General features: G+C 31.8%; 3 protein-coding genes. 2 read left to right on the forward strand and 1 reads right to left on the reverse strand.

Annotation, left to right across the window (positions count from 1 at the left end):
• Together SVN78_09365 and SVN78_09370 are read left to right on the forward strand one after the other, a co-directional pair.
• The coding region (locus SVN78_09365) for a sodium/proline symporter (GenBank protein MDY6821814.1) at window positions 1–1,089 on the forward strand (1,089 nt) is incomplete at its 5' end.
• 157 nt (window positions 1,090–1,246) lie between these two features.
• The gene (locus tag SVN78_09370; protein ID MDY6821815.1) at window positions 1,247–2,791 is read left to right on the forward strand and encodes a glycoside hydrolase family 32 protein; all 1,545 of its coding nucleotides are present in this window, start codon (window positions 1,247–1,249) and stop codon (window positions 2,789–2,791) included.
• A 95-nt stretch (window positions 2,792–2,886) separates the two neighbouring features.
• Here the strand turns inward: SVN78_09370 and SVN78_09375 are convergent, their stop codons facing one another.
• Window positions 2,887–3,567, reverse strand: a complete 681-nt coding sequence (locus SVN78_09375) for a hypothetical protein (GenBank protein ID MDY6821816.1) — start codon at window positions 3,565–3,567, stop codon at window positions 2,887–2,889.
• Window positions 3,568–3,638 lie beyond the last annotated feature (71 nt).

The raw sequence follows: 3,638 nt of genomic DNA on the forward strand, positions 1-3,638 counted from the left end.
CTACTTGCCCAAATAATAGCTGCTGGAAAAATTACTCAAGTTCTCTTTGGTATACCCTATTATTACGGTGTTATAGTTGGAGGTTTAGTTGTTCTAATATATGTAATGGCTGGCGGACTAGAAGCTTGTATGTATACAGATGCAGTTCAAGCAATTATAATGTTTTTTGGTGCTATCATTGCGATAGTTGTTGGATTTAAAATAATTGGTGGATTCCACCAATTAACAGATAAGTTGGTGCAGATTGATCCTACATTTTTTTCCATATGGGGGAAAGATTTACAATTTAAAGGACAATATGGTGAAATAATAGGGGCTTTATTAATTTACATGATAGGTTATATGGGCCTTCCCCATATTAATTCTTTTTCTATGTCAGCAAAAAATACCAGAGTAATCGAAAATGCAGCACTAATAAATCCTATATGGTCTTCAATACTTGCATATTCCTGTGTATTTATTGGCTTATTTGGGATATTACTTCTCCCTGATATTTCTGATCCTGAGTTGGTTGCTCCAACATTTTTTTATACATTCACAAATCCATGGATAGCTGGCCTTATGATGTCAAGTGTATATTGTGCAATTATGAGTACTGCAGATGTGTTAACATTGACTAGTGCAACCATTCTTGTTAATGATATATATATTCAATATTTTAAGCCTAACACAACTGAAAAAAAGCGCCTTTTTCTTAATCGCATGGCTACTTTTGTTTTAGGATTTATTGCATTAGTTGTAGCTTTAATTCCTAATTTGAGTGTATTTACCGTAGTAATCTCAGCATTTGGTGTCTTGGCCTCTTCTTTTCTATTCGTTAATCTTGCCTCTGTATACTGGAAAGGCGCAACACCGGCAGGCGCTATTTCTTCAATGATTGGAGGTGCTATTATTAATACAAGCTGGGAAATACTGGGTTTTAGAGATATAACACATATCCATCCATTTTTTGCAGGCATAATAACATCTGGCCTGTTTTTATTTAGTGTGAGCTTGTTTACTAAAAAACTACCAAAAGAAAAACAAGAATTAGTTAATATATGTAAGAGATTAACTAATAAATCAGAACAAACCTCACTTAATTGCTAGAAATAAACTATATATTAAACAATCTAATTAGTTATGGGATTAAAGATATATTTCAATCTGGCTAAACTATAATAAAAATATTTAAATCAATTATTTAAAATTAAATAATATTATTTTATATTTATGATTACCACTATTAATTAAAGGAGAAACATAAATGAAAAAACTTTTATTTTACTCTATTTCAATTTTTATACTATTTTTTTACAATTCTTCTTTTTCATTAAATAACGGTATTGGCTATGTAAATACTGTTAATAAATCAGATATTAGAGAAAAAGCAATAACTCAAGCAGAAAAAGCCCTAGATAATGCTACAAAGAAAGCAGAAAAAGATGTTTTTAGGCCGTCATATCATTTTGCAGCACCTGCAAATTGGATGAATGATATTAATGGGCCAATTTTCTTTAATGGTTATTACCATATCTTTTATCAACACAATCCATACAATGATTACTGGGATCATATGCATTGGGGACATGCTAAAAGCCTTGACCTTATTCACTGGCAGCATTTACCTATTGCCCTTTGGCCATCTTTTGATAAGGGAGAACTTCACTGCTTTTCAGGATGTTCTGTGATAGGTTCAAATGGCCTTCCTATGATATTCTACACAAAGGTTACCTACCCTGAACCACAAGATGAATCCCCATACTTGTGGCCCTTAATTGCTCATGAACAGTGGGCTGCAATACCTGAGGATAATGATCTTATACTATGGAAAAAACACCCATCAAATCCCATACTAAGCTTAGAAAACCATGGTGGTTCAGATTTTGAACCAAACTGGAGAGATCCCTTTATCTTTAAAGAATCTGGACGAACTTTTATGATATTAGGTGGAGATATTGATGATAGGGCAACAATCCCCATATATGAAGCAAAAGATAATAGTCTTTTAAATTGGGAATATAGGGGTATCCTATATGAAGAACCAAGATCAAAAACATTCTTCTTTGAATGCCCAAATTTTTTTAACTTAGATAATAGATGGTTCTTAATATATTCAGCCCATAGACCTGTTGATTATTATTCTGGTGACTTTGATGTTAAAAACTATAAATTCATTCCTGAGGATAAAGGTTTAATTGACTATGGTGAGGATTTTTATGCTACAAATATACTGAAAACTAGAGATAGAATCATATTATTTGCTTGGATAAAAGGTTTTAAAGAGAATATGGGGTGGAACGGTGCTATGATTATACCACGAAAAATTTCAACTAATGATAAAGGACATATAATAACCTACCCTGTTAAAGAAGCAGAATACTTGCGTAAGAAACTATTAAAAACTTATAGATTTAATGCAGAAGCTAAAAATTATATACTAGAGAATACTGCTGAAAAAAAACTTGAGATTAAAGCTACTTTTGAAAATATTAAATCAAATAACTTTGGATTTATTGTCTTTAGAGATAATGAAAAAGATAAAGGCCTTAATATTACAATTGAAAACAGTATATTGAGAGTTGGCGATATTGAAGTGCCTATTGAGCAACCAACTAACACAGAAAAATTAACACTAACTATCTATTTAGATAATTCAGTTGCAGAAGTTTTTTTAAACAATGGTGAGGCAGCAGTAACAAAAGTATATTATCCAGAAAATAAATGTAGCAATGCATTATTTTTTCTAAATAATGGTACAGTAGAGGTAGATGAGATAAAAATTTGGGAATTGGGTATACAAAAAGACTAATAAATTTTTTACTAAAAAAACCGAGCACATAAAAGCTTATGTGCTCGGCCTTCTATTAATTATCTTACTCTGCTGAAGTTGAAGTGCCAGACAAACTACCCACCAATACCTCTGAATTCCCCTGCAATACTAGCCATATTGCTTACTACACTAGATAACATATTAACAATATTAGGAATAATTGCAGGTAAAGTTGTAACTAAAGTTCTAAGTTCATCAATTATTGGGGTTATCAGTTGCGCTAGCGTATCTAGAGAAAGATTGCTCTGGGTAAGTACTTTTTCAAATACATTTATTGCGTAAGTGACCTTTTCCCTGTTATAACCACTTTGGATTGCATCATTAAGAGCAAAATTCAATTCTTTTAGCATAATTACATCACCTTGTGACATTGGAATTTGGCCACTTAATAGCGACTGGACAATACCTTGAAGCATAGGAATAAGGCTATTAATTGTGCCAACAGGATCGCTTATAAAACCTTCTAATAAACCAATTATTGGCTGAATTAAACTTGTTATAGAACTTAGGTCAATTTGCATAGTAAATTTAACAGCATCTAATGCATACGCTACTTTTTCAGTAGAATATCCACTTTGTTCAACATCCGATAAAACTTGCTTCAATGCCGATGTAACATCCTTATGTGTTACTGTAAAAACAGACGACTCATCCTTTGATGTTTGGCTAGCAGCAAACAGGGAACCGTCTGTTGCAAATACATTGGTAAAAAACCCAAATGCCATTATTAGACATAAAATTATTAACTTCTTCATATCTCACCTCCTAATATACAAATATTATATATACATATATATTTTTCAACACATATTTTGAATATTCTACC

The sequence above is a fragment of the Deferribacterota bacterium genome (assembly GCA_034189185.1).
Lineage (GTDB): Bacteria > Chrysiogenota > Deferribacteres > Deferribacterales > UBA228 > UBA228.